Genomic DNA, 21151 nt, shown 5'->3' with positions numbered 1-21151 from the left:
AATCAGTTGTCCTCCGCCCGAGGATCGAGGGCCCTGACCACCAGGTCCCCGACGAGGTTGACCAGGATGACGATGGTCGCCGCGGCGAGGACCACGGCCTGGATGACGGGGTAGTCGCGCTGCCCCACGGCGTTCATGAGCAGGGAGCTCATTCCCGGCCACCCGAAGATGGTCTCGACCAGGACCGTGCTTCCGATGAGCGTCGTCAGCTCGACGGTCGTCATGGAGACCACGGGAAGCATGGCGGTCCGCAGCGCGTGACGTTTGATGACGCGCTTCTCGACGAGCCCTTTGGCCCGTGCCGTACGCACGTAGTCCGCGTTGAGCGTCTCGAGCATCGCCGCTCTGGTCATCCGGGTGACCACGGCGCATGAGGCCGCCGCCAGCGTGACCACAGGAAGGACGAGGATCTGCAGGTGCGCGACGGGATCCTCCAGCGGCGAGGCGAAGCGGCGCGGCGGCAGGACGGGGATGAGGACCGCGAACACCAGCAGGAGCAGGGTTCCGACGACGAAGACGGGAAGGGAGATCCCGAAGATCGACCCCGCGACGAGTGCGTGGTCCGCCGGCTTGTCGGCCCGCGTGGCGGCGATGCGGCCGAGCACGATGCCGGCCACCAGGGAGACGGCCAGGGCGAGCAGGACCAGCTCGAGGGAGTTGCCGATCCGGGAGGGGAGGTCCTGCATCACCGCGCGGCCGCTGATGAGGGAGGTGCCGAGGTCTCCCTGGAGGAGCCGCGCCCAGAAGCCGAAGAACTGTCCGAGGAAAGGCTCGTCGAGGTGCATCGCGGCCCGGGTCAGCGCCACCTGCTCCTCCGTGGCGGCGTCCCCCAGGGCGGCCCTGGCGGGATCGCCGGGGATGAGCCGGGCCAGGAAGAACACGATGCTTCCGACGAAGAGCAACTGGACGATCGCCTGGGTGAATCGTCTGACAAGGAAACGCCTCACGCTGTCTTCTCCATCCAGGTCCGGCGGAGGGCCGTGGCGGTCCACGCGCCCTTCGGCGGGTGCTCGTAGCCCCTGACGTAGGTGTAGTGAGCCTCGCCCTGCTCGCGGCGGACGGTGTAGGTCATCGGGACCAGCTCCAGCGCTCGTTTCTCGGCTTCGAGGTAGATCTCGTTCCGCAGAGCCGGGTCGGTCGTCCTCCTTCCCTGGTCGAGCAGGTCGTCGATCCTGTCGTCCTGGAAGTCGAGGTTCTTCGCGAAGGTGCCGGTGCCGCCGATGAAGTCACGCAGCGACGCGGGATCGCCGAACTTCGGCGCCGTCCCCCACGAGTGGACCGGGAACGACTTGGCGGAAACGCTGGCCCTGAAGGTCAGCCACTCCTGCTGGGTGAGGTGCACGTTCATGCCGGCCGCGCGCAGGCCTGGCAACATCGCCTGTGCCGGCCGGGCGATGACCGAGTACGAGCTGGTGGTGACCACCGGCAGCGTCAGCCCTTCCTGACCCGCCTGCTTGAGCAGGTATTTCGCCTGCTCGGGGTCGTACGGCATGGAGCCGTCGAGCTGCCGCGCGTAGGGGGCGAAGATCTCGGGCATCAGGGCCCCGTCCATGGGCCGCCCGTTCCCGAGCAGCGCGGTGTCGAGGACCGACGGCCTGTTGATCGACATGGCGACCGCCCTGCGGACGCGCACGTCGTCGAACGGCCGCCGGCTGGTGACGAACCCGACGAAGCCGAAACCGAACGTCTTGTCGGACGCGAACCGCAACCGCGGATTGCCGGTGATGACCCCGACATGGGTCGCCGGAACATAGTCGATCATGTCGACGGTGGCGGTGCGGAGCGCCGTCACGCGCGCGTAGTCATCGCTCATCGGCTGGAACACGATGCCGTTGAGGTACGGCAGTTCGGGCTCGAAGTAGTCGTTGAACCGGACGAAGGTGGTGCTGACGCCGGGGATGCGCTCGACGAACCGGAACGGGCCGGTGCCCATCACCTGGGTCTTGGTGTTCGCGCCCGACTCGATCCACTTCCTGGACACGATGTTGGAGGTCGGCGCCGCGAGGGCGAACGGGAAGGCCACGTCGGGCTGCTTGAAGCGGAAGACCACGGTGGTGGCGTCGACGGCCTCGACGGAGGCGACCTGTTCGAGGAGCGGCCCGGACGTCGCCGCGGTGTCCTTGTCCATCATGCGGCGGAACGAGAAGACCACGTCCTCGGCCGTCAGGGTGGACCCGTCGTGAAATCTCACGCCCGGACGGAGCTTGACCTTGTACGTCCGCTCGTCGGTCCAGCCGAACTCGGTCGCGAGATCGGCGACGATCTCGCCGGCGCCGTCGTACTGGACCAGGCCGTTGTAGGAGAGCTGCCGCAGATAGTCGGACGCGCTGCCCGTGGAGACGTGCGGATCCAGGTTGGCCGGATCGGTGGACAGGCCGAAGTGAAGAGCTCCGCCGCGGTTCGGACCGCCGGGGTTGGGCCTGATGGCCTCCATGGACTCTGGCAAGGTCACCGGGTTGCCGCAGGCCGCCAGAGTCGTGGTCCCCAACGCGGCGGCACCTCCCGCGAGGAAGCTTCGCCTGCTCATCATCGCCATGACATCTCTCCAGGTGGCCGGGCCTGACACTGAGCCGTCTTGGGTAGGAATCCAGCACGTATGGCGCATGTATACACGGCGTTCACACGAGGGGTCAACGGCTATCCGAAAACCCGTCCGGACGCCAGCCCGGAACCCGGCCAGGTTCCGGGCCGGCGTGCCGCGCGGCTCACCCGCCGTCCGCGTCCTCGATGATGCGGAACACGGGATGGCGAGGGGCGATCAGGCGGAACTGCTCCAGCGGCGCCGCCGGCGCGAGACCCAGGTGCGGTCTCGCGCCGGGCGCGATGGCGAGGTAGCGGCGCAGGATCTCGGCGCGGTGCTCGGGCGGGACCTCCTCCAGCCTGACCGGCAGCTCGCGCCCTCGGCGGCGGAGTACGGCCCGGCCGTCCGCGGCGTGGACGTTGCGCACCCAGTTCGCGTCCGGCCCGAGCATGGACACGAGGAACTCGGCGCCCTGGTGCTCGGCGATCGCGACGGGGACCTGGGTGAGGTTGCCGCTGCGGCGTCCGGCCACCTGGAGCACGGCGCCCTGGCGCGGCGCCGACCACCCGAACCGGTACGCCAGCGCGTCGAACCGGTTGACGAGCCGCATGAACGTGTTGGGCCGTCCGTTCCGGTACGTCCAGCGCTTGAGCGCCGCGACCCCGCGCAGGACGGCCCTGAGAGTCGTCCCCGCCGTCATACCGCCCTTCTCCACAGCAGGACGACCGCTGCGAGTCCGGGGAGCAACGGCAGGAACTGCAGCCAGCCCAGCAGCGGCGCGAGCCCGACCTGACCGTTGATGTCCTGAGTCGTCACGCCCGCTACCGCGACGCAGAGCGCGATCGCGAACATGCCGGACGCCGGCCAGCGGGCCCAGCCTCTGCCGCCGCGGGCCGCCCAGGCGGTGCCGAGCCAGCCGAGGAGTCCCAGGGCTCCCACGACGGACAGGATCACCGTGTACGCGGTTACGGCGGCGTCGACCTCTCCCGGCCCGTAGGCCGGGTAGCCCGCGTGGATGTGGCCGGCCAGGCCGGCCCGGTCGACGAACGCGAAGAGGGTGACGAGCACCGTGAGGGCGGCGCCGCCGTACATCAGGGGGAGAGCCGCCTGCCTGGCCGGTTTCGTTGCCGACGCTGTCATGGTTCGAGTCCTTCCGGATTCTTACAACGTATGTTTGTCGTCCACCACTATACTTACGACGTAAGAATCCGTGCTGTGAGAAGGGCCACCATGTCCCCCAAGCGCACCCGCGGCCAGAACGCCGGGCTGACCCGCCAGGCCATCCTTCGTGCGGCCCTGGCGCTGGCCGACCGCGAAGGGCTGAAGGCGCTGTCGATGCGCCGCATCGGCCAGGAGCTCGGGGTCGAGGCCATGTCCCTCTACCAGCACGTCGCCGGCAAGGATGCCCTGCTGGACGGCCTGGTCGAGCAGCTGTTCACGCAGGCCGCGCCACCGCTGGCCGAGGCCGCCTCATGGCAGGAGGGCCTGCGCGGCTACGGCCACACGTTGCTGCGCGTCCTGCTCGCGCACCCGAACGTCATCCCCCTGGTGGTCGGCCGGCCCGCGATCACCCCGCAGAACCTGCACCTGATGGAGGACGCGCTCCACATGCTGCGGGCTGCCGGACTGCCACTGGAGCGGGCCCTGGACATGTTGTACGCCGTGACCGGTTTCGTCGTCGGTCACGTCGCCATCCTGGCCGCCAGCGGGAGTGACCGGCACGCGCCGGGCGACCGGCTGCAGGCGATACCCGATCCGGATCTGCGGGAGACCCCGCTCCTCGCCGAGGCCACCCGAGCCCAGCGTCCCTCCGGACCGGATCCCCGCTTCGGATTCGCGCTCGAAGCCATGCTGAAGGGCTTCGAGACAGGGTGACCCGCCCGCGGGGCATATATGATCGACCTTTTGGTTTGGTTTTGCCCGATTGTCGGAAGGACTCCATGTCCCACCCCCTCAGCCGGCGGTCCGCCCTGCTGGGCGCCGCGGGCGTGGCCGGCCTCACCCTCTGGGAGGAGCCGGCCGAGGCGGCCGGCGGCGCCGCCTTCGACGCCGCGCGCGAGCGGTGGGTGGGCCTGCTGGCCGGCAGGTCGTACGACCCCGCCTACGCCGACAAGACGCGGGCGGTCGAGGGCTCGGCCCACGCGGTGCTGCGCAAGCTGAAGCCGGCCCCCGGCCGCCCGAGCCTCTGGCCCGACCTGCCGCTGGACGACCCCAGGACGGGCAACTTCAACCGCGCCTACAACCGCATGCGCACCCTGGCGCTGGGCTGGGCCACGCCGGGCACCGCCATGCACCGGGACAGGCAGGTCGCCGAGACCGCGGTCAGGGCGCTGGACTTCCTGTACGAGCACGCCTACCACGAGAAGCTCGACCCGCGGGGCAGCAACTGGTTCTGGTGGGAGATCGGCGTGCCCCGCTCGCTAACCGACACCTGCGCCCTGCTCTACGACGGCCTGCCCAAGGACCGTCTCAAGCGCTGGTTGCGCCCGTTGCGCCGCTGGTGCCCCGACCCGGAGCGCCGCGTCAGCCATCCCGGCGTGACCGAGACCGGCGCCAACCGGGCGAGCAAGGCCATGGCGGTGGCGATGCGGGGATTACTCACCCACGACGCACGGCTCGTCAAGCGGGCCAAGCACGCGGTCTCCGACCTGCTGCGGACGACCAGAGGCCCGGGTGACGGCTTCTATCGTGACGGATCGTTCATCCAGCACGACGTGTACCCCTACACCGGCAGCTACGGCGTCGACTACCTGGAGAGCGTGGCCAAGCTGATCGCCATGCTCGCGCACTCGCCCTGGGAGATCTCCGACACCGGCAAGGTCTACGACATCGTGGATCGCTCGTTCGTGCCGTTCGTCTTCGACGGGCTGATGATGGACTGCGTACGCGGCCGGGCCATCTCGCGCCAGGGCCACCGCGACTACCACGCGGGACAGAAGACCGTGGAGGCCATTCTCACCCTGCTGGACGCGGCGCCCGAGCGCCATGCCCGGCGCTGGCAGCCGATGGTGAAGGGCTGGCTCACCCGTAACCAGGCCGTCCCCTACGACACGCTCGCGCCGCTGGCGAGCATCGCGAAGGCCAGGGCCCTGCTGGAGGACCGGTCGGTGCCGGTCGGCCCGCGGACGACGGGCACGTACGTCTTCGCCGACATGGACCGGGTCGTGCACCGCCGCCCCACCTGGGCCTTCGCGATCGCGATGAGCTCGGAGCGCATTGGCGCGGCCGAGGCCATGAACCGGGAGAACCTGCACGGCTGGTACACCGGCGACGGCATGACCTACCTCTACACCGGCGACCTCACGCACTGGAACGACGATCTGTGGCCCACGATCGACCCGTACCGGCTGCCGGGCACGACGGTGGACACCCGCAGGCGCGCCGATCTCCGGCACGGCAGGCGCCGCCTGCCGCCCACCCCGTGGGCCGGCGGCGTGGCGCTCGACGGGTTCGGCGTGGCGGCCATGAAACTGGTCGCCGGCGGCTCCTCGTTGCGGGCCAAGAAGGCGTGGTTCCTGCTCGACGACGCGGTGATCGCGCTCGGCGCCGGGATCACCGCCTCGGACGACCGCCGCATCGAGACCGTCGTGGACAACCGCAACACCCATGACCGGCATCCGCGGTTGTGCCGGGGCGACGGCTGGGTGCACCTGTGCGGAGTGGCCGGCTACGCGCTGCTCGACGGCGCCGACGCGAAGGTGGTCCGCGAGAAGCGCACCGGCCGCTGGCGCGACATCGACAAGGGCGCCACCACGGGCGGCGACAAGACCCGCGTCACCAGGCACTACACGACGATCCTCGTCGACCACGGCGTCGATCCGCGCAAGGCGCGCTACGCCTACGCCGTGCTGCCCGGCGCCTCCGTCGCGCAGACCGCGGCCTACGGCCGGCAGGTCGAGATCCTCGCCAACTCCGGAGGGGTGCAGGCCATCTCCCGCGACGGCCTGCTCGCCGCCGTGTTCTGGCGCGCGGGGACCGTGGAGACCGCGGACGGGCCGCTCGCCGCCGACGGCCCGTGCACGCTGCTGATCCGCCGCGACGACGAGAACGTACGGCTCGCGGTCTCCGACCCGTCCAGGACCGCCGGCGAGGTGAAGATCACGCTGCCCTGGCCGGTGAAGTCGGTCAAGACCGGTGACCGCGGCGTGCGTAGAACTAAGAAGTCGGTCAAGGTGGAGCTCGACGGCAGCCGCGGGCACGCCCGCACCGCGGTGGTACGCGTCTGACCCACCGGAGGTGACCGGCCTCGGCGATCGTGCGGCCGGTCACCTCGCAGGGCGGGGCCAGGCTCAGGGCCCGCGTGCACCGCCAGGTCCGGCCCGGGCAGCCGCCAGCCCGCCGTCCACAGGCGCGCCCCCGACCGGCGGTCGAGGCGGCGCAGGAACGACAGGACGCCCGCGGTGCCCGTGCTCCAGGTGTAGGCGGCCTTGTCGAGGTCGTTGCCGGGGAAGACCGGCTGCGCCGGCTCGCCGCCGGCCCTCACCAGCATCAGCTCGGCGATCTTCTCGGCGTGACGCCAGTAGCCGTCATCGCCCGTGATCATCGCCAGGTCGATCAGCGCCTCCCCGGTGCCGGCCAGGCCGCAACACTGGGAGACCACCCAGGCCTGCGGGGCGACGACCAGGCACGCCCGCGCGCCCCGCTCGGCCAGGTCGAGGTAGCGATCATCGCCGTACGCTCGGGCCGTGCGGGCCAGCGTGCCGGCGATGCCCGACATGCCCTGGCACCAGGAGGCCCCCCATCGCCCGGGCGTCCGGGCCGTGCAGCTCGGCGATCAGCGCCTCGGCCTGGCCGGCCAGCGCCGCCAGTCGCTCCCGCGCCGCCTCGCCCGCCGCCGGGTCGCCCGTGGCCTCGTGGTAGGAGAGCAGGAAGTCCGCGCAGCCCGCGTCGCCGTGGGCGTACGCCGCGTCGACGGACACGCCGGATCCGGGCTGGGCGGGCGCCACGGCGTCCTCCGACCGCGTGACCTGACCCGTGATCAGCAGCCGGGCGCACTCGGCGGCGATCCGCAGGTGCCGGGCGTCGCCGGGTTCGAGGGCGGCCAGCGCCAGGTGGCCCGAGCCGATGCCCGCCACGCCGTGCGCCTGGTCGGCACGTTGCGGGCCGTCGATGGTGACGGGGTCCGGAGCTCCCAGCTCCGGCGCGGCGGTCAGCCGGGCCGCGGTCAGGAACAGGGCGGTGCCGGTGCGGCCGAAGTACAACGAGGGCGGGAGCTTGGCGGGCGGCATCACGCGGGACGTCCACCGGGCCAGGTCGGCGGCCACGGCCCTGGACACCGCATGGTGCAGCAGCTCCATGCCGACTCCTGCGCAGCCGCCGTAGACGTTGGTCACCGGCGGGCTCTCCCGGCGGGCGTCCTCGGGCCCGGCCATCAGCTGCTCGGCGAAGGCCGCGCACTCCCGTACGGTGTGGTCGAGCGCCTTGGACAGCAGCTCCCCGGTGAGCGCCGGTGTGGCGGGCACCCTCCACCGCCTCACGGGCGCCCGCCCGCCGGCCGCGACGGGGACGCACCTGATCGCGGCGGCGGCCGCGGCGCGGTCGGCGGGGTCGAGGCTCAGCAGGCCGGGCAGCAGTCCGAGCACGCCCGTGGTGACGTCCGGGTACATCCCCGCCAGGCACATGAGCGTGCGCTCGACGTTACGGACCGGGTCCGGGCCGATCATGATGGGGTTCATCCCGGTGGCCGCGAAGAACAGGGTGGCGCCCAGCGAGAAGTAGTCGTCGGCGGGCACGGACTCCCGGTCGGTGTGCTGGTCGGGGACGCTGTAGCCGCGGCTCCACCCGGGCGCGTCAGGACCGCGCCCCGGCGCCCGGTTCGCGCTGGCCGGCGCGCCTGAGCCGGACGGCGACCGGGTGATGTACGCGCTGGTCTCGCCGGCGTGCGGGCTGTGCGGGGCGATGCTCCCGGAGTTCGCCGCGGCGGCCGCCCGCCTGGAGGTCGTGCTGGTCAGCGCGGTGGACGGATACGGTGGCGACGGGCTGCCCGTGGTCGTGGACCCGGACGTCTTCGACCGCAACGACATCCCGTGGCCGCCGTACGTCGTGGTGACCGACCGTGCCCGAACCGTCCTGGCGGCCGGCGGCGCGGCCACGCCCGCCCAGCTGGAGCAGATCCTGTCCGGCGCCGAAGCCGCCGCTCCCCGCCGCGAGCATTGAGGCTGAAAGGCGTCAGGGCCGTTCGAGCGTGAGCAGCGGCTCTGCGAAGACCGGCGCCGGCGCGTCGGGATCCGCGGCGACGGCCTCCTCCAGGCGGCGGAAGCCGGCCTCCAGATCGTCGGGAGCGAGCTGGGCGAAGAACGACAGGGTGCGCAGGCGCAGCCGTTCGAGCATGTCGCCGCGGGTGCCCGCGGACGGCTCGGTCACCGTGCCGAAGCCGGCGACGCGCCAGCCGTCCGACGTGAACATCGCGATGACCTCGTGCAGCGGCTGGAACAGCGAGGCGTCCACCTCGTAGCCGCGGGGGAAGTGCTCCAGCCACCACGGCCGGGGATGGTGGTCGCGGAAGTTCGCGCGCAGCAGCAGCCGGCCGCCGGGCCTGAGCACCCTGGCCAGCTCCCGGACCGCCCCCGCCTTGTCCTGGACGTGGTGCCAGGACAGGAACATGAGAGCGTAGTCGGCGCTGCCGGACGGCACCGGCATGTCCTCGGCCGAGCCCGCCAGATAGCGCACGCCGGGATGCGGGGCGCGCGCCTGCGCCGTCTCGCGCATGCGGACCGACGGCTCGACCCCGGTGACCGGCCCGAACGATGTCGCGAGCGCGGGGGTGAACCTACCGGTCCCCGAGCCGACGTCCAGCCCCTCCAGCGGACGCCGCTCGGGCAGCACCTCCGCGAAGGCGCTGATCCAGGTCCGCAACTGCTGCTCGTTGAGCGCGCGGCCGCGCGCGTAGTCCTGGTACTGCTCGGTGTCGTAGTCGATCCGCCTCATCGCAGCTCCCGCGCGCCGGTCGGACTTCCCCGAACCATCAGTCCGATATATCGAGTTGATACATCGTCACGATATGCAGCGTTCGCGTCATATCGCAAGACCGGCATGGCGGACGGGCGTACCCGGAGGATCGGCAACACGCGGTGGCGGCCCGGCCGCCACCGTCCTCATCGTGTTACGTGTGGTCCTTGCCCTTGTTCCAGTCGCACTTCGGGTAGCTGGAACCGTGGACGGACCGGAAGTTGGCCACGGACATCCACCCGTACGTCCTGGTGCCCTTGACCCGCCCGTAGACCCAGAGATTGCCGTAACTGTTCTTCGTCCAGCAGTGGAAGTAGAGCACCTGGCCCTTGTGCATCCGCCTGACGTTGCAGGTGCGCGTGACCGGCTTCCTCTTGAGGTTGTACGACCCCTTCATGACACCCCAGCCGTCGTCCAGGTTCGGGCCGCTGGCCGAGACCGTTATGCACGGTATCGATGTCGCGGCCTGGGCGGCCGGGGCGCTCACCAACGCCAGGCCCGCGATCGCGCCGACGGTCGCGAACACTGCCGTGGATGTGCTCAGGTAACGCATACGGTTCCCTTCTCCGCTGTCTCGTCCCTCGTGAAAGGGGGACATCCCGGAGAAGTGTGGGGCCCCTCGTGTTGAGGATCTGTTGAGGATGTGTTGCATCCGGCCGACGGCCGGATCCAGGGCCGTCCCGGCCGCCCGCGGAGACCGGCGGTCAGGCGCCGCCGCGCACGGCCAGGTGCCGCGCGAGGTGGTCGATCACCTCGCGGGCGTCCGCCTCGACACCGTGTATGAACGTGGACCGGCGCCGGCGCAGCACGGGCAGCCCCAGCGCGTAGAGCCCGGGGCTGTCGACCACGCCGCCCTCGTGGCGCAGCAGGCCCTTCGCGTCGATCACGGGCACGTCGAGCCACCCGTAGTCGGGCCGGAACCCCGTCGCCCACACGATCGTGCGGATCTCGCCGCTGCGCAGGTCGAGCTGGAGCCGGGCCCTCTCGGGAACGCGGGACGCCGCGAAGTCCTCAGGGGGCCCGATCTCGGCGTCACGGCCGTGCGTCCGCGCCCACTCGTCGAACGTGTCCAGCAGGCGCCGCATCTTGAGGTCCGCGAGCGAGAACACGTTGCGCAGGCCGCCGGAGAACAGCGCCCGGCCGTCGCGTACGGCGGCCCAGCGGCCCACGATCTCGACCCCCATCGAGGCGAGCGCGTTGAGATCGAGGGTCGTCCGCTCGGGGGTCCCGACGAGCTGGGGCGAGGGCAGCCGCCGGGCCCGCGTGAGGTCGTCGATCCGATCGAAGGGCTCGTCCCACACGCCCGACGCGTCCATCCACCAGAGCACGTCGCGCCCGCGGTACGTGCGGGGCATCCGCACGTGCTCCCCTACGGAGAGGGTCACCGGCCGGCCGGAACGCCGCAGCTCCGCAGCCAGCTGCACGCCGGTGGCCGACGCTCCCACCACGAGCACGCCGCCGTCGGGCAGCTGGTCGGGGCCGCGGTAGCCGAACGGCGTCAGCTGCTCGACGGAGTCGGGAACCGCGCCGGCGAACCCCGGCACGGACGGCAGGTTGCAGGCGCCGCTCGCGATCACGACCGTCCGGCAGCGGTAGTCGCCGCGGTCCGTCGTCACGTGGTAGCCGCCGTCGGCCCGGCGTACCGACGTGACGGTCGTGCCGGTCCGTACGGGAGCCCGCGACAGCGTGGCGAAGCGCTCGATGAACGCGATCACTTCGCCCATCGTCATGTAGCCGTCGGGGTCGGGGCCGTCGTAGTGATGGCCCGGCAGGCGGCTCTGCCAGTTGGGCGTGAGCAGCCGGAAGGAGTCCCAGCGTTCGCGCCGCCACGAGTTCGCCACCTCGCCGCGTTCGAGCACGACGTGGTCGATCGACCGTTCATCGAGGAAGTGGCTCGCGGCGAGGCCGGCGTGTCCCGCGCCGATGACGATGGTCGTGACGGACTCGATGGCTCGGCTCCTCAGGCGACTTCGACGGTGACGTCCGTCGGGTTCGTGAGGGCGTCGAACACGGCGGAGCGCTTCTGGGACTGGGCCACCAGAGCCTCGATGTCCTGCTTCGACGCGTCCGCGTCGATGGTGAACGTCACCTTGATGTCGTTGAAGCCGTTGCGCACGTCGCTGTCGACGCCGAGGATCCCGCGGATGTCGTGCTTGCCTTCGAGCGTCGCCTCGACCGAGCGCAGCTGGATGCCGCGGTTCTGGGCGACGGACGCCACGCCGGCCGTCAGACAGCTCGCCAGGCCGACGAGGAGGTATTCGATCGGCGTGATGCCGTTGTCCTCCGCCGCGAAGACCGCGGGGTGGTCGGCGTCGAAGACCCCTTCCGACTTGTGGCTCTGCTCCTGCCCGAGACCGAAGAACTCCCGGACCCGCGTCGTGCTGTGCACGCCGTCCTGCCACTTGGAGGAGGCCCGCCAGACGAACTGGGCGGCCTCGGGCGCGCCCTTGAGCGCCTCGCGTGCGTCCAGCAGTGCCTGCACGTTCACTCCGTTGGCGACCGTGGTCATGTCACGCCCTTTCGCATGCTTCCCGTATTCCAAGTAGGTATTTGACCATACACCCCGCGTGTCGGGCTACCATAGCCCCATGTCGCAGCCGGTCCGTACGCTCGCTGCCGGCTCGGTCGGCACGGTGGAGACGCAATACCTTGATCTGCCGCAGCCGCTACGCCTCGATTGCGGGCGGGAGCTGCACCCGGTCCGCGTGGCCTACGAGACCTACGGCGTCCTGTCGCCGCGGCGCGACAACGTCATCCTGGTGTGCCACGCGCTCAGCGGCGACGCCCACGCGGCCGGCCTGGCGAAGGCGCCGCCAGGGGAGGGCACGCGCGACGGGTTCGGGGCCGAGGAGCGCGACGGCGCGAGCCGCAAGGGGCTCGGCTGGTGGGACGGGATGATCGGCCCGGGCAAGGCGTTCGACACCGACCGCTATTTCGTCGTCTCGACCAACCTGCTCGGCGGCTGCCGCGGGACGACGGGGCCGTCGTCGATCGATCCGGCGACGGGCAAGGCGTACGGCCCTGACTTCCCCGTCATCACCGTCGCCGACATGGTGCGCACCGAGCGCGCCTTGCTCGACGCCCTGGGCATCGATCGGCTCGCGGCGGTGGCCGGGGGTTCGCTCGGCGGGATGCAGGCGCTGGAGTGGGCCATCCGGTTCCCTGACCAGGTCGACGCCATCATCCCGATCGCCAGCACGCACGCGCTCCACGCCCAGGGCGTGGCCTGGAACGCGATCGCGCGTGAGGCGATCATGCGCGACCCGGCCTGGCAGGGCGGCCGCTACCACGGCACGGGCAGCGCGCCGGAAGCCGGCATGGGCGTGGCGCGGATGGTCGGCCACATCACCTACCTGTCCGCACCCGCGCTGAGCGAGAAGTTCGGCCGGCGGCTGCAGTTCGCCGACGACGTCCGCTACACGATCAGCGAGCCGGAGTTCGAGGTGGAGAGCTACCTGCGCCACCAGGCCGGCTCGTTCGTCAAGCGCTTCGACGCCAACACCTACCTCTACACCTCGCGAGCGCTGACGTATTTCGACCTGGCCAGGCAGCACGGCGGCGGATCGCTCAAGCGGGCGCTGGAGGACGTCCGGGCGCGGACCCTGCTGATCGCGTTCAGCTCCGACTGGCTCTACCCGCCGTCCGCGTCGCGCGAGATCGACGAGGCACTTCGCGGCCTCGGCAAGCCGGTCGAGTTCCATGTGATCGAGGCGCCGTACGGCCACGACTGCTTCCTGCTGGAAGAAGCGCGGCAGACGCCCATCATCCGGCGGTTCCTGGCCCAGGGCGGGCCCGAGTGACATCAAGGAAGAGAGCTTCGTGACCGACCAGCCCTCCCGTTCAGAGCAGGCCCGCGCGTTCGGCTTCGAGACCCGGCAGCTGCACGCCGGGCAGCGGCCCGACCCCAACACGGGCGCGCGCGCCGTGCCGATCTTCCAGACCACCAGCTACGTGTTCGAGGACCCGGAGTCGGCGGCGGCCTACTTCAACCTGCAGGAATACGGCAACACCTACTCGCGGATCATGAACCCGACCGTCGCGGTGTTCGAGGAGCGCATGGCGAACCTCGAGGGTGGCGCCGGCGCGGTCGCGTTCGCCAGCGGGATCGCCGCGCAGGCGGCCGCGCTCTTCACGCTGCTGCAGCCGGGCGATCACGTCGTCGCCTCCTCGGCCCTGTACGGCGGGACGGTGAACCAGCTCAAGCACCTGCTGCGCAAGATGAACGTGGAGCTGACCTGGGTCGACCCCGACGACCTCGACGCCTGGCGGCAGGCGGTCCGCCCGGGCACCAAGGCGTTCTTCGGCGAGACGATCGGCAACCCCGCGGGCAACGTCCTGGACATCGAAGCCGTGGCGGCCATCGCGCACGAGCACGAGCTGCCGCTGATCGTGGACAACACGTTCGCGACCCCCTACCTGTGCCGCCCGATCGAGTGGGGCGCCGACATCGTCGTCCACTCGGCGACCAAGTTCATCGGCGGCCACGGCACGAGCATCGGCGGCGTCGTCGTCGAGGCGGGGACGTTCGACTGGTCCAACGGGCGCTTCCCCGTGGTCGCGGATCCGTCGCCCGCCTACCACGGCCTGCGCTTCCACGAGACGTTCGGGACGTACGGCTATCTCATGAAACTGCGGGCCGAGACCCTGCGCGATCTCGGCGGGGCGCTCGCGCCGCTGAACGCCTTCCTGTTCCTGCAGGGGCTCGAGACGTTGTCGTTGCGGATGGAACGCCACGTCGACAACGCGCTGGCGGTCGCGGCGTTCCTCGAGTCGCACGAGCTGGCCTCCGGCGTGACCCACCCCGGCCTGCCCGGGAGCAGGTACGCGCCGCTGGTGGAGAAATACCTGCCGCGCGGCGCGGGCGCGGTCTTCTCGTTCGACTGCGCCGGCGGCCGGGCCGGCGGCCAGGACCTCATCAACGGCCTGACGCTCTGGTCCCACCTGGCGAACGTCGGCGACGCCAAGAGCCTGGTCATCCACCCCGCCAGCACGACGCACCGCCAGCTCGGCGACGACGAGCTGCGGGCGGCCGGAGTCAGGCCGGGAACGGTACGCCTGTCCGTCGGCACGGAGTCCGTCGAGGACCTGATCTGGGATCTCGAACAGGGCTTCGCCCGCGTCGCCGCGGCCACCGGGAAAGAGGGGAAGACGGCATGATCGACCTCGAGCGTTACCAGGACCCGTTGACGATCCAGCGCGTGCTCCACACCGCCGGGACGATCGCGGTCGTGGGCCTGTCGGGCAACGAGCTGCGGGCCAGCCATTTCGTCGGCTACTACCTCAAGCGGCACGGCTACCGGGTGATCCCGGTCAATCCCCGGGAGAAGGAGATCCTCGGGGAGACCAGCTACGCGAGCCTGCTGGACGTGCCCGTGCCGGTGGACGTCGTGAACGTCTTCCGCGCACCGGACGCGTTGCCGGGGATCGCCCGGGATGCCGTGGCGATCCACGCCGGCGCCCTGTGGTGCCAGTTCGGCGTGATCAACGAGGAGGGCGCGCGGATCGCCGAGGACGGCGGCGTGACGGTGGTCAAGGACCGCTGCATCAAGGTGGAGCACGCGCGCTACGTGGGCCGGATGCACTGGCTCGGCTTCAACACGCAGCGCATCACGTCCGTTCGCGCCGGGCTGCAGTAGCAGGCGCCGGGACGGGCGCGGGCGGGCGCGGGCGGGTGACCGCGCCCGTCCTCCACCGAGGGTGGATCGCCTGCCGCTAGCGGCACGCGATCGGCGGGCTAGGGCGATGGGTGAGCCTTGACGTCGTGTCGGCTCCGCCCGCTGAGCGCACGCGACCGGCGGGCGGAGGGAGAGGCAATCCCTACAGCGAAGGAATGGCTCATGACGTCTGTCCTTGGGAAGGCTCGGCGACCGGTTGCTGGCGATGGTCGTTCCGCAGAAGAGCGCCGCGGCCGTGGAGTGCTACTACATCTACAAGTGCATATACCCCATCAGGCTCCGCGCCCGCTGCTGTGACGGAAGCTGCGGCAAGTACGAGATCATCAGCGAGAACGGCTGCTGACGGCCGTCCTCCACCGCGCCTGCCCGTCCGAACGTGACGGGCAGGCATACCCGCGACATACCTGGAACATACCTCCTCCGGCCAGGATTCCGGTCGGAGGTGGGAGATGTTCACATTGCTGGGACGTCTGGCGGTGGCGGATGGCGGCGGCCGGGCGGTCACGGTCCGGGCCGCCAAACAGCAGGCGGTGCTCGCCGTACTCGTCCTGCGTCCGGGCGAGGTGGTCACCATCGACCGGCTGATGGCCGAGCTCTGGCAGGACGAGCCGCCCGCCACGGCGAAGGCGAGTGTGCAGACGTACGTGTACCGCCTGCGGCGCACGCTGTCCCCGCTCGCCGCCGACGGTGTGGACCTGGCCACCGTGGGAAACGGCTACACCCTGATCGTCCCGGACCGGGCGGTCGACGTCAGGGTGTTCGAGGCGGCCGTCGCCGAAGGGTCGGACGCCCTGACCGAAGGCGAGGCGGGAGCCGCGGTCAAGCTGCTGCGGGAGGCTCTGGCGCTCTGGCGCGGCCCCGTGGCGCCGGAGATCGACGTCGAGCTCGTCCGCTGCGAGCGCCGCCGCCTGGAGGAGCTCCATCTGACCGCGCGCGAGTTGTGCGCCGAGGCCGAACTGCGGCTCGGCCACCACAACCGCGTCATCCCGGAGCTGGAACGGCTGGTCGAGGCCCATCCCTTTCGCGAGGCCGCGTGGGCGATGTTGTTGCAGGCGCTGGCCGGCCGTGGCCGGCGTGCCGAGGCGCTGGCCGCCTACCGCCGGCTGCGCGACATCCTCGGCTCCGAGCTCGGCATCGAGCCCGCCGACGCGCTGCGCCGCCAGCACCAGGAGATCCTGCGGGGCGGCGGCGTCCTCGTCATGGAGTAGGCCGGATCACGAGCCCACCGTGGTGGGGATGATGTGATCGCTGCTGGCCACCGTTCCGTCCGCGTCGAGCAGGAAGACGGTCGGGTAGCCGGCGACCTTGAACGCCGACTGGATCGGGCCCTGGGGCTCCTCGGTGACGACGCTCGCCACCCGCGCGAGGTCTTCGACGTACGGCGCCGCGTCCTCGTCGGAGCCGGCGGTGACCACGGCGAGCACCGCGCCCGGCGTCTGCCGCGCCGCCTCGACGAAATGGGGCAGCAGGTCCTTGCACGGCTTGCACCCCGCCGAGAAGAAGCCCACCATGGCGGGGCCGCCGAGCAGTTCACCCGAGATCGGCTCGCCGTCCGTGGTCGTGGCGGCGAAGTCCGGGACCCTGTCACCCGGCGCGAGCCCTCCCGTGGTCATCGGCTCGGAGAAGTCCTCCCGGCCGCTCTGCTGGCGGAGCCGGCGGATCACGCCCACCGTCAGCAGCAGGTTCACCATGCACAGCAGACCGACCAGCACGACCGCGGCGACCAGATAAGGCATCACACACTCCCTGACGTTTCCATGAACAGCCCAGCGATGTCGTCGAAGGCGATCAGCACGATCGCCCCCGCCAGCCCGGCGGGCACCGCGACCGCCAGCCCGGCGGCGGCCGGCGGCCCGCCGGAGTAGATCAGGCCCGTGCCGCCCAGCGCCACCACGAGCAGCAGCAGGGCGTTACGGACCAGGTGCACCCGCCCGAGAGGGGTCGCGGAGAGGCCGAAGCAGCGGCACGGCGCGCGTACGCCCTTCCGGATCGACATGATGATCACCAGCGTGAACCCGGCGAGCAGGATCGCGCTCAGGGCCAGCCCCGCCTGGGGGATCGGCATGAGGACCGCCGCCACCGCCTCGCCGGCCGCCACCGCACCGGCGGCGGGCAGGCGGAACGCCTCCGGCAGCATCGTCAAGGACGCCGCGAATGACCGCACGGCCGCGCCGCTGCGGAGCTTGGTGAACGCGGAGACCGCGAAGACGGCTCCGAGCAGGACTTGGCATGCGACGAGCAAGAGATCCACGACAGGACATGGTGTCCGGTCCGTCTAGCGCGTCTCTAGCGCCCCGCTGGCGTCGAGCCCTGCAGCGTGGCCCGCGCCGTATCGATCGGCAGGCCGAGGTGCGGGGCGGTGCTCAGGCAAGGGACGCCGGACGCCCGGTCGTCGTGACCGTAGGCGCCAGAGCCTTTATACGCCACGGATATACCTCCGGTGTATAGTCGCCGCCATGACAGTCCCCTTGGCGCTGCTGGGCCTCCTGGACCGCGAGCCCAGCTACGGCTACGACCTGAAGCGCGACTACGACACGTACTTCGGCAGGGGAAAGCCGCTCCCCTTCGGGCAGGTCTATTCGACGCTCGCCCGCCTGGCCAGGGACGGCAAGGTCACGGCCGGCCAGAGCGAACGCGGCGACGGCCCCGACCGCAAGCGTTACGCCATCACCCCGGAAGGCAGGCACGAGGTGACGGCGTGGCTGGCCGAACCGGTGGCGGCGGAGCCGTACCTGCAGACGGTGTTGTTCACGAAGGTCGTGCTGGCGCTGATGCTGGGCCACGACGCGCAGCGCTTCCTGGACCTCCAGCGCGCCACGCACATGCGGCGCATGCGCGAGTTGTCGGAGGTCAGACGCGGCGGCGCTCTCGTGGACGCGCTGCTGGCCGATCACGGCATGTTCCATCTGGAGGCCGACCTGCGCTGGATCGACGTGACCGCGGCCCGGCTGGGCGCGCTGGCGGAAACGGTCCGGCCCGCATGACCGTCGACGCCCTTCCCGTGCCGGGCCCGCTGCTGGAGGCCCGTTCCATCGACCGTTCGTACGGCCGGACGCCGGCGTTGCGCGAGGCGAGCCTGTTCGTGGCGGCGGGCGAGATCCTGGCGATCATGGGCCCGAGCGGTTCCGGCAAGTCCACGCTGCTGCACTGCCTGGCCGGGATCTTCAGCCCCGACAAGGGCGAGGTCTGGTTCGACGGGCGGCGGCTGGACACCCTGAGCGACGCGAGGCGGTCCGAGCTGCGCCGCACCGCCTTCGGTTTCGTCTTCCAGTTCGGCCGGCTGGTGCCGGAGCTCACGGTGGCCGACAACGTCGCCCTGCCGCTGCTGCTCGGCAAGGCCGGGCGCAAGCAGGCCTACCAGCGGGCGGGCGGCTGGCTGCGGCGGCTGGAGCTCGACGAGCTGGGCGGCCGGCGTACGGGCGAGCTGTCCGGAGGGCAGGCGCAGCGCGTGGCGATCGCCAGGGCGCTGGTGACGCGGCCCAAGGTGATCTTCGCGGACGAGCCCACCGGCGCGCTCGACTCGCTCGCCGGAGAAAGGGTCATGGAGCTGCTCGTCGGCCTGGCCCGCCAGGAGGGCACGACCGTGATCGTGGTGACCCACGACGCCCGCGTCGCCGCCTGCGCCGACCGGGAGGTCGTGGTGCGCGACGGCAAGGTCACCGATCCCTACGCCGGCGAGGTCGTGCGATGACCTTGTGGCTGGGCCTGCGGCTGTCGTTGCGCGGCGGCCGCGAGTCGGCCGTCCGGCTGGCGCTCGTCACCGCCGCCGTCGCGATGGGGGTGACGGTGCTGCTGTCCACGGTGGCGCTGTTCAACGCCTTCCAGGTGACCGCGGGCCGGCCGTGCTGGGAGTGCACGACCGGCTCCGCGCCGGGCGGCTGGGCGCTGGGCGCCACCCCGGGCGCCGTGTTGTGGAACCACCGCCAGGACTCCTACGCGGGCCGCCCGATCAAGCGCCTCGACGTCGCCGTGCTCGACGCGGGAACACCCGCGCCCGCCCTTCCCGGCATCCCGGAGTTGCCCGGAGCGGGGCGGCATCACGTCTCGCCCGCGCTCGCCGCGCTGATGGAGAGCGTGCCACGGGAGCGACTCGCCGACCGCTTCCCCGGCACCCGTACGGGGCTGATCGGGCGGGCGGCGCTGTCCGGCCCTGACGACCTGGTCGTCGTCGTGGGCCGGACCCCCGGCGAGCTGGCGGCCATGGCCGGCACCGTGGCCGTCGACGCCGTCGCCACCACCCCGGCCGCCGACGACACCACGGCGCTGTACGAGCACGGCTTCGGCATCGCCGCCGTCGGCCTGATCGTTCCGCTGCTCGTCCTCGTCGGCACGGCCACGCGCCTGGCCGCCGCCCGCCGCGAGGCGCGCTTCGCGGCGATCAGGCTGGCGGGCGCCACCGCGCGCCAGATCAACACGATCGCCTCGGTCGACGCGGCGCTCGGCGCGCTCCTGGGCGCGCTCGCCGGCATCGCGGCCTTCCAGGCGGTGCGGCCCGCCCTGGCCGGCGTCGCCATCACCGGCTCCCGCTTCTTCCCCGACGTCGTCGCGCCCACCGGGCTCCAGTACGCCGCCGTGGTCGCGGGCGTGCCGCTCGCCGCCGCCGGCGCCGCCCTGTGGTCGCTGCGCCGGGTGCGGATCACGCCGCTCGGCGTGGCAGGAAAGGTACGGGCCTCCGCTCCGGGATGGTGGCGGATCGTCCCGCTGGTGGCGGGACTGGGACTGTTCGCGGGCCCGGTGTTCGCGAACGGCAGGGAACCGGACGCGGTGCTCGTCGACGTCGGCCTGGCGCTGATCATGGTCGGTCTCGTGGTGGCCGGGCCCTGGCTGACGATGCTGGCCGCGCGGCTGGTCGCCAGGGTCACGCCCGGCGCGGCGACGCTGCTGGCGGCCCAGCGGCTGGCGGCCGACCCCAAGGGGGCCTTCAGGTCGGTGAACGGCATCGTGCTGGCGGTCTTCATCGGCACGGCCGTCGCCGGCATCGTCCCCGCCGTCGTCTCGGGCCAGCAGGCGGCGGGCGGAGGCACGCTGAACAACGTCATGCGGGTGTCGTTCGGGTACGCCGAGGCCGCCCCGGGCCTGCCCCTGCCGCCTGACACGGCGTCCGAGCTGCTCGCCGAGATCCGCGCCCGTCCCGGCGTCACCGTCCTGCCGGTCCGCCGCAGGGCCGACACGCCGCCCTGGCCCGGCGGCCCTCCGCCGTGCGACCCGGGCCCCGGCTGCCGGCCCGACTTCCTGCTCGCCCACGTGGTCGACTGCGCCGCCCTGGCCCGATTCCCCGCGCTCGGCCGGTGCGTCCCGGGCGTCCGCGCGGTGGCGGCCGACTTCAACCGGCTGCTGACCGGCGACAACATGCTCTCCGTCGATCGCAACCTGCCGCTCGTCGACCCGGCCAACACGGCCGCGCCCGCCGACCTGGCCGGCCTGCCCCTGGCGGCGGTGCTGATCAGCGCCGGCGACCCGGCCGTCCTCGAAGAGATCCGCACGCTGCTCACCCCGTACGTCGCCCGCGCCGGCAGCGCCGAGGCGCCGCTGACGTTCGCCGAGGTAGCCCAGGCCCGAGCGGTGCTCCTCGACCAGGCCGAACGCGTGGCGCTGGCCATCGTCGCGCTGACCCTGCTGGTGGCGGGCTGCGGGCTGCTGGTGGCGGTCACCGGCGGCGTGGTGGAGCGCAGGCAGCCGTTCACGCTGCTGCGGTTGTGCGGCACGCCCACGCGGACGCTGTCGAGGGTGGTGCTGCTGGAGACCGCCGCCCCCATGGTGCTGGCGGCCCTGGTGGCGGCGGCCGCGGGCTTCGGCGTGGCCGAGCCGCTGATCGACCAGCTGGCCATCAAGAGCGCGCCGCCGGCGTTGCCGGGGCCCGCCTACTTCTTGACCCTCGGCGGCGGGCTGCTGGCCGCCCTGCTGGTGATCACCGCCGGCCTGCCGCTGCTCAAGCGCGTGACCGCCCCCGACAATGCCCGCTTCGAATAGGCCCGATCCGAACAGGCCCGCACCGAACAGGACTGCC

At 71.8% G+C, this 21151-nt stretch carries 22 protein-coding genes and 1 pseudogene; 11 read left to right on the top strand and 12 right to left on the bottom strand.

Features of this window, described 5'->3' with window-relative positions:
- Nucleotides 1-2: 2 nt before the first annotated feature.
- The 4 genes from ACTWPV_RS40210 to ACTWPV_RS40195 all read right to left on the bottom strand — a co-directional run bounded on the left by ACTWPV_RS40210 (nucleotide 3) and on the right by ACTWPV_RS40195 (nucleotide 3661).
- Nucleotides 3-947, bottom strand: coding sequence for an ABC transporter permease (locus tag ACTWPV_RS40210; RefSeq protein ID WP_443155795.1), 945 nt, complete (start codon nucleotides 945-947; stop codon nucleotides 3-5).
- Nucleotides 944-2488, bottom strand: coding sequence for an ABC transporter substrate-binding protein (locus ACTWPV_RS40205; protein ID WP_443155794.1), 1545 nt, complete (start codon nucleotides 2486-2488; stop codon nucleotides 944-946). Before ACTWPV_RS40205 ends, ACTWPV_RS40210 begins: the two co-directional genes overlap by 4 nt.
- A gap of 217 nt (nucleotides 2489-2705) precedes the next feature.
- On the bottom strand, nucleotides 2706-3221 hold the full coding sequence (locus ACTWPV_RS40200; protein ID WP_443155793.1) for a nitroreductase/quinone reductase family protein: 516 nt from the start codon (nucleotides 3219-3221) through the stop codon (nucleotides 2706-2708).
- Nucleotides 3218-3661 (bottom strand): hypothetical protein, encoded by a 444-nt coding sequence (locus ACTWPV_RS40195; RefSeq protein WP_443155792.1) that lies wholly within the window; start codon nucleotides 3659-3661, stop codon nucleotides 3218-3220. Before ACTWPV_RS40195 ends, ACTWPV_RS40200 begins: the two co-directional genes overlap by 4 nt.
- Nucleotides 3662-3751: 90 nt before the next feature.
- On the opposite strand from ACTWPV_RS40195, the gene ACTWPV_RS40190 reads away from it, so the two are divergent.
- Nucleotides 3752-4396, top strand: coding sequence for a TetR/AcrR family transcriptional regulator (locus ACTWPV_RS40190; protein WP_443155791.1), 645 nt, complete (start codon nucleotides 3752-3754; stop codon nucleotides 4394-4396).
- A 65-nt stretch (nucleotides 4397-4461) separates the two neighbouring features.
- A complete protein-coding gene (locus ACTWPV_RS40185; RefSeq protein ID WP_443155790.1) occupies nucleotides 4462-6747 on the top strand; it encodes a polysaccharide lyase 8 family protein in 2286 nt (761 codons plus the stop codon).
- A 197-nt stretch (nucleotides 6748-6944) separates the two neighbouring features.
- Here the strand turns inward: ACTWPV_RS40185 and ACTWPV_RS40180 are convergent.
- Both ACTWPV_RS40180 and ACTWPV_RS40175 read right to left on the bottom strand, forming a co-directional pair.
- A pseudogene (locus tag ACTWPV_RS40180) lies at nucleotides 6945-7238 on the bottom strand (class IV lanthionine synthetase LanL); the annotation flags it as partial.
- The gene (locus ACTWPV_RS40175; RefSeq protein WP_443155789.1) at nucleotides 7186-8253 is read right to left on the bottom strand and encodes a hypothetical protein; all 1068 of its coding nucleotides are present in this window, start codon (nucleotides 8251-8253) and stop codon (nucleotides 7186-7188) included. The gene ACTWPV_RS40175 and the pseudogene ACTWPV_RS40180, both read right to left, overlap by 53 nt.
- A gap of 121 nt (nucleotides 8254-8374) precedes the next feature.
- Between ACTWPV_RS40175 and ACTWPV_RS40170 the strand changes: the two genes are divergently transcribed.
- Entirely contained in the window at nucleotides 8375-8677 is a 303-nt protein-coding gene (locus ACTWPV_RS40170; protein WP_443155788.1) for a hypothetical protein, read from the top strand.
- Between the two features lie 12 nt (nucleotides 8678-8689).
- Here the strand turns inward: ACTWPV_RS40170 and ACTWPV_RS40165 are convergent, their stop codons facing one another.
- The 4 genes from ACTWPV_RS40165 to ACTWPV_RS40150 form a co-directional block, all read right to left on the bottom strand.
- Nucleotides 8690-9448 carry a class I SAM-dependent methyltransferase gene (locus ACTWPV_RS40165; protein ID WP_443155787.1) on the bottom strand — a complete coding sequence of 253 codons (759 nt, stop codon included), beginning with the start codon at nucleotides 9446-9448 and terminating at the stop codon, nucleotides 8690-8692.
- A gap of 175 nt (nucleotides 9449-9623) precedes the next feature.
- A complete protein-coding gene (locus ACTWPV_RS40160) occupies nucleotides 9624-10022 on the bottom strand; it encodes a hypothetical protein (protein WP_443155786.1) in 399 nt (132 codons plus the stop codon).
- A gap of 151 nt (nucleotides 10023-10173) precedes the next feature.
- Nucleotides 10174-11394 (bottom strand): NAD(P)-binding domain-containing protein, encoded by a 1221-nt coding sequence (locus tag ACTWPV_RS40155; protein ID WP_443155863.1) that lies wholly within the window; start codon nucleotides 11392-11394, stop codon nucleotides 10174-10176.
- A 35-nt stretch (nucleotides 11395-11429) separates the two neighbouring features.
- Nucleotides 11430-11978, bottom strand: a complete 549-nt coding sequence (locus tag ACTWPV_RS40150; protein WP_347648761.1) for an OsmC family protein — start codon at nucleotides 11976-11978, stop codon at nucleotides 11430-11432.
- Nucleotides 11979-12057: 79 nt separating this feature from the next.
- On the opposite strand from ACTWPV_RS40150, the gene metX reads away from it, so the two are divergent.
- The 5 genes from metX (at nucleotide 12058) to ACTWPV_RS40125 (ending at nucleotide 16352) form a co-directional block, all read left to right on the top strand.
- Nucleotides 12058-13269 carry a homoserine O-acetyltransferase MetX gene (gene metX / locus ACTWPV_RS40145; protein ID WP_443155785.1) on the top strand — a complete coding sequence of 404 codons (1212 nt, stop codon included), beginning with the start codon at nucleotides 12058-12060 and terminating at the stop codon, nucleotides 13267-13269.
- A gap of 19 nt (nucleotides 13270-13288) precedes the next feature.
- Complete coding sequence (locus ACTWPV_RS40140; RefSeq protein ID WP_347648763.1) at nucleotides 13289-14626, top strand: O-acetylhomoserine aminocarboxypropyltransferase/cysteine synthase family protein; 1338 nt, start codon at nucleotides 13289-13291, stop codon at nucleotides 14624-14626.
- Nucleotides 14623-15105 (top strand): CoA-binding protein, encoded by a 483-nt coding sequence (locus ACTWPV_RS40135; RefSeq protein WP_443155784.1) that lies wholly within the window; start codon nucleotides 14623-14625, stop codon nucleotides 15103-15105. The genes ACTWPV_RS40140 and ACTWPV_RS40135 overlap by 4 nt, the downstream gene beginning before the upstream one ends.
- Before the next feature lie 214 nt (nucleotides 15106-15319).
- On the top strand, nucleotides 15320-15487 hold the full coding sequence (locus tag ACTWPV_RS40130; protein WP_443155783.1) for a hypothetical protein: 168 nt from the start codon (nucleotides 15320-15322) through the stop codon (nucleotides 15485-15487).
- A gap of 106 nt (nucleotides 15488-15593) precedes the next feature.
- Complete coding sequence (locus ACTWPV_RS40125) at nucleotides 15594-16352, top strand: AfsR/SARP family transcriptional regulator (RefSeq protein WP_443155782.1); 759 nt, start codon at nucleotides 15594-15596, stop codon at nucleotides 16350-16352.
- Nucleotides 16353-16358: 6 nt separating this feature from the next.
- Here ACTWPV_RS40125 and ACTWPV_RS40120 read toward each other — a convergent pair whose 3' ends face one another.
- Together ACTWPV_RS40120 and ACTWPV_RS40115 are read right to left on the bottom strand one after the other, a co-directional pair.
- Complete coding sequence (locus tag ACTWPV_RS40120; RefSeq protein WP_443155781.1) at nucleotides 16359-16880, bottom strand: TlpA family protein disulfide reductase; 522 nt, start codon at nucleotides 16878-16880, stop codon at nucleotides 16359-16361.
- Nucleotides 16880-17395 carry a MauE/DoxX family redox-associated membrane protein gene (locus tag ACTWPV_RS40115; protein WP_443155780.1) on the bottom strand — a complete coding sequence of 172 codons (516 nt, stop codon included), beginning with the start codon at nucleotides 17393-17395 and terminating at the stop codon, nucleotides 16880-16882. Before ACTWPV_RS40115 ends, ACTWPV_RS40120 begins: the two co-directional genes overlap by 1 nt.
- 205 nt (nucleotides 17396-17600) lie before the next feature.
- Here ACTWPV_RS40115 and ACTWPV_RS40110 point away from each other — a divergent pair, with 205 nt between their 5' ends.
- The 3 genes from ACTWPV_RS40110 to ACTWPV_RS40100 are packed head-to-tail and all read left to right on the top strand — an operon-like array spanning nucleotide 17601 to nucleotide 21114.
- Nucleotides 17601-18128 (top strand): PadR family transcriptional regulator, encoded by a 528-nt coding sequence (locus ACTWPV_RS40110; protein WP_347648769.1) that lies wholly within the window; start codon nucleotides 17601-17603, stop codon nucleotides 18126-18128.
- Nucleotides 18125-18835, top strand: coding sequence for an ABC transporter ATP-binding protein (locus ACTWPV_RS40105; RefSeq protein WP_443155779.1), 711 nt, complete (start codon nucleotides 18125-18127; stop codon nucleotides 18833-18835). Before ACTWPV_RS40110 ends, ACTWPV_RS40105 begins: the two co-directional genes overlap by 4 nt.
- Entirely contained in the window at nucleotides 18832-21114 is a 2283-nt protein-coding gene (locus ACTWPV_RS40100; protein WP_443155778.1) for an FtsX-like permease family protein, read from the top strand. Before ACTWPV_RS40105 ends, ACTWPV_RS40100 begins: the two co-directional genes overlap by 4 nt.
- Nucleotides 21115-21151 lie beyond the last annotated feature (37 nt).

The sequence above is a fragment of the Nonomuraea sp. KM88 genome, assembly GCF_052245635.1.
In the GTDB taxonomy this organism is placed as follows: Bacteria; Actinomycetota; Actinomycetes; order Streptosporangiales; family Streptosporangiaceae; genus Nonomuraea.
This window is presented reverse-complemented; position numbering and strand designations above follow the sequence as displayed.

What these genes read in the sequence shown, in the direction of transcription:
- ACTWPV_RS40190 (WP_443155791.1), top strand. Translation starts at nt 3,752, where the DNA reads ATGTCCCCCAAGCGCACCCGCGGCCAGAACGCCGGGCTGACCCGCCAG.
- ACTWPV_RS40110 (WP_347648769.1), top strand. Translation starts at nt 17,601, where the DNA reads ATGACAGTCCCCTTGGCGCTGCTGGGCCTCCTGGACCGCGAGCCCAGC.
- ACTWPV_RS40160 (WP_443155786.1), bottom strand. Translation starts at nt 10,022, where the DNA reads ATGCGTTACCTGAGCACATCCACGGCAGTGTTCGCGACCGTCGGCGCG.
- ACTWPV_RS40150 (WP_347648761.1), bottom strand. Translation starts at nt 11,978, where the DNA reads ATGACCACGGTCGCCAACGGAGTGAACGTGCAGGCACTGCTGGACGCA.
- metX (WP_443155785.1), top strand. Translation starts at nt 12,058, where the DNA reads ATGTCGCAGCCGGTCCGTACGCTCGCTGCCGGCTCGGTCGGCACGGTG.
- ACTWPV_RS40135 (WP_443155784.1), top strand. Translation starts at nt 14,623, where the DNA reads ATGATCGACCTCGAGCGTTACCAGGACCCGTTGACGATCCAGCGCGTG.
- ACTWPV_RS40125 (WP_443155782.1), top strand. Translation starts at nt 15,594, where the DNA reads ATGTTCACATTGCTGGGACGTCTGGCGGTGGCGGATGGCGGCGGCCGG.
- ACTWPV_RS40120 (WP_443155781.1), bottom strand. Translation starts at nt 16,880, where the DNA reads ATGCCTTATCTGGTCGCCGCGGTCGTGCTGGTCGGTCTGCTGTGCATG.
- ACTWPV_RS40165 (WP_443155787.1), bottom strand. Translation starts at nt 9,448, where the DNA reads ATGAGGCGGATCGACTACGACACCGAGCAGTACCAGGACTACGCGCGC.
- ACTWPV_RS40105 (WP_443155779.1), top strand. Translation starts at nt 18,125, where the DNA reads ATGACCGTCGACGCCCTTCCCGTGCCGGGCCCGCTGCTGGAGGCCCGT.
- ACTWPV_RS40100 (WP_443155778.1), top strand. Translation starts at nt 18,832, where the DNA reads ATGACCTTGTGGCTGGGCCTGCGGCTGTCGTTGCGCGGCGGCCGCGAG.
- ACTWPV_RS40200 (WP_443155793.1), bottom strand. Translation starts at nt 3,221, where the DNA reads ATGACGGCGGGGACGACTCTCAGGGCCGTCCTGCGCGGGGTCGCGGCG.
- ACTWPV_RS40195 (WP_443155792.1), bottom strand. Translation starts at nt 3,661, where the DNA reads ATGACAGCGTCGGCAACGAAACCGGCCAGGCAGGCGGCTCTCCCCCTG.
- ACTWPV_RS40185 (WP_443155790.1), top strand. Translation starts at nt 4,462, where the DNA reads ATGTCCCACCCCCTCAGCCGGCGGTCCGCCCTGCTGGGCGCCGCGGGC.